A 2,785-nucleotide genomic window follows, 5' to 3' on the forward strand; every position below is an offset into this window, starting at 1 on the left:
AACTGAACCGGGCCCAAAGGTCGGCTTCATTGAGAAAGTGCCTGCAACGCTGCCGTGGATGACAGGGCCGAATTGCACATTCCATTGCTGATCTATTCCAGACGGGTGCCCGGTTCAGCCGGGTCGTCCTCGTCGGGCTTAAGCAAGTCAATAAGCGCGGCCCCTCGTGTTCCCGGAAGTGGGCGCCCCTGTCCCATTAACGCGTCGTCAGCAAAAGCCCACGCCCACGCCTCGCTCAATTCCTCGATCGACGCACCCGTTGCGATGATCTCCGCAACTGTAATATCGTCGGCTAATCCAATGACGGAGAGAACTTCTTGCCGTGTCATCGTTTGACCGCGTTCTGACTACAACCCAACTAGATGGAGATTTCATGGAGCACTTGCAACCGATCTAATGAGGGCTGTTGCAAGATTCCCTTGCGCAAGATCAGAGGCTGCGTAATGGCGCCATTCACCTGGCCAAACGCGCGCAACATAGGGCGCAGGGCGCAGAAATCGACGGAGCCCATGCGCTCGGCATTTGCGAAGACTCGGCAAATCATCCAGATGATCGCCCATCACTGAGGCCACTTGGTGGAACTCCTACTGGACCATCCACGCAGCGGGAATCGGCTATGGGTGTTCGCAACAACCCGGAAACTCGTTTCAGGGGATTATTCTCGAAAATCGTGGTCTGCCGGGCGCGATGTGGAGATACAGGGGAACCCTTGGGTCGTCTCGGTGGACCAAAGTCCCTGAACTAACCTGTTATCATCGACGCACGGGAACCCCGCGATTCAGAAGAGCAGATCTCGGGCCACGCCTATGCCCCAAGGCTGCCCGGCCGAATATGTTTGCGCGCGGATAACTCCGGTCTGTGAAGCAGCACCCTGTTGCGGCCGGTCTGCTTGGCCAGGTAAAGTGCGGCATCCGCCCGTTGCTGTAACTGCTCCGGCGAGATCGCCTCAGCGGTCTGAACGGCAACTCCAATGCTCAGAGTGACCCAGCGCGACACGCGGGATCCAGGGTTGGGCAAAGCGGCAGCCTCGACGCTCTTACGCATTCGTTCAGCCACAGCGGCGGCCTCTTCCTCGTTCACCCCGGGCAGGAGCACGAGGAATTCTTCGCCGCCATAACGGGCAACGTGATCGCGATCACGCCTGACGTTTTCCTTCAAGATAGTTGCGACCTTTACCAAACACCGATCTCCCTCCGCATGGCCGAGGTGGTCGTTTAGCTTCTTGAAGTTATCAATGTCGCACATCAGCATCGCGGCACCGGCAAGGCAACGTTTATCACTTCCCCATAGGTGCTCGAGTGTTTCCGTCATCCAGCGACGGTTGGAGATGCCGGTGAGTGGATCGGTCCTCGCCAGGAGTACCAGTCGATCATTGGCTTTCGCCAGTTCGGCGACCCTGCGTCGGTCGCGAAGCTCAAACAGGAAAGTCTTTTGAGCGAGAATTGTCATGATGCGCCGCGCGGCCACCGTTGCAAAGATACCGCTGGCGAAGAACAGCGTCCCAGCCACTGCACTCCCATGCGCGATGGCCGGGTTCTGCAGTTGAAGCATGAGATAAAGTCCGAGCGCCAGCGCAGCGATAGTCATCGTCCAGGCCAGGGGGATCCCGAAGATTATGATGGCTGTAATGGCCACGAACAACATGACGTTCAATTGCCGTTCGTAGAACTCGCCACCAGCGCTTGCTCCGACCAATGCGACTGACAACAAGATAAGGAACATGCCTGCGATCAGCGAGGTTCCTTGGAGCCAAGGCGCCTGCGGTTTACGCCAAACAAGGACGACGGCCAACGCCACGGGCGGGATGATGGCGCCGGGCAGGAGCATGGACTGCGCTACGACCCATGGAAGCAACGCCGCGTTCAGTGCCAACGTCAGCACATCCAAAAATGCCACCCAGATCATCCACGCGCGGATGATTTTGGCCGTTTGCGACCAGACACGTACTCGAAATAGGCGTTCGATCTCGCCACGCAGGCTGATTTCGCGCGTACGGCGCGCCAGAAGCCGGTCGACCTCAGCGGCTAGGGCAGGATCATCCTGCACATCGGGGGGCATCAGATCTGACAAGTCGATAGGCCTTACGCTGCTTTCTCCTGAACATCTATCCAAGCCATAGGCGGTCGGCGGTGGGCAATCATGTCAACTTACCCTGAAGATTTGATTTATAGCTGTGATTTGCGAACACTCGGTCCCAAACCATCTGATCCTCGATGCGCGTAGCCGAATTAACCTTTGTAATTGCGGTGGCGCTGCACCGCGGTTATCCACGCCGCCGCCGGGCTCGGCGAGATGTCCCGGGAGCTTCTGAAGTCGAGCACGTGAAGGAATGGGGGTGATGCCGATTCTCGTCATCATTGACCTTTCGAGTATTGCCTGCAGACCAACAGGATGGATTTGGCCATGAAAGGAAGCCGACCGGGTATTTCGTTGTTGGATTTCGACATACTCTCCCGGGCTCTTACGTCAGCCATCAGGGAGAGCCCGGAATCCGATTCGACGGTCCAGGCCCGCGAGCTTGTGTGCCTATACACCGGCAAAAAGTCAGCCGACCAAAATTTGATCGCGGCCTTGCTTCACGCCAGTCGCGCCCAGCTGGACTTGGAAGCATCCAAGGAAAATCGGCCCGGCAAGAATTGACTGAGTGCCTGCATCTGCTCGACGTGATCTCTCACCGGTTGTCTCCTCAACGGAGCTACGTTCCGAGACGAAGCCCAAAGGCCCGACCGACTGAGACGCAGCGCATAATTCCCGCGGGCGACAGGACGAATATCCTGACCGCGAC

General features: G+C 57.8%; 2 protein-coding genes. Both read right to left on the bottom strand.

The window, feature by feature from the left end:
* Window positions 1-92 precede the first annotated feature (92 nt).
* Window positions 93-329: a hypothetical protein gene (locus EN893_RS39510; protein WP_127266523.1), complete on the bottom strand. Its 237-nt coding sequence runs from the start codon at window positions 327-329 to the stop codon at window positions 93-95.
* A gap of 475 nt (window positions 330-804) precedes the next feature.
* On the bottom strand, window positions 805-2,058 hold the full coding sequence (locus tag EN893_RS27485) for a diguanylate cyclase (protein WP_127266537.1): 1,254 nt from the start codon (window positions 2,056-2,058) through the stop codon (window positions 805-807).
* Window positions 2,059-2,785: the final 727 nt, after the last annotated feature.

It is taken from the genome of Mesorhizobium sp. M7A.F.Ca.CA.004.04.2.1 (assembly GCF_004022825.1).
GTDB lineage: Bacteria > Pseudomonadota > Alphaproteobacteria > Rhizobiales > Rhizobiaceae > Mesorhizobium.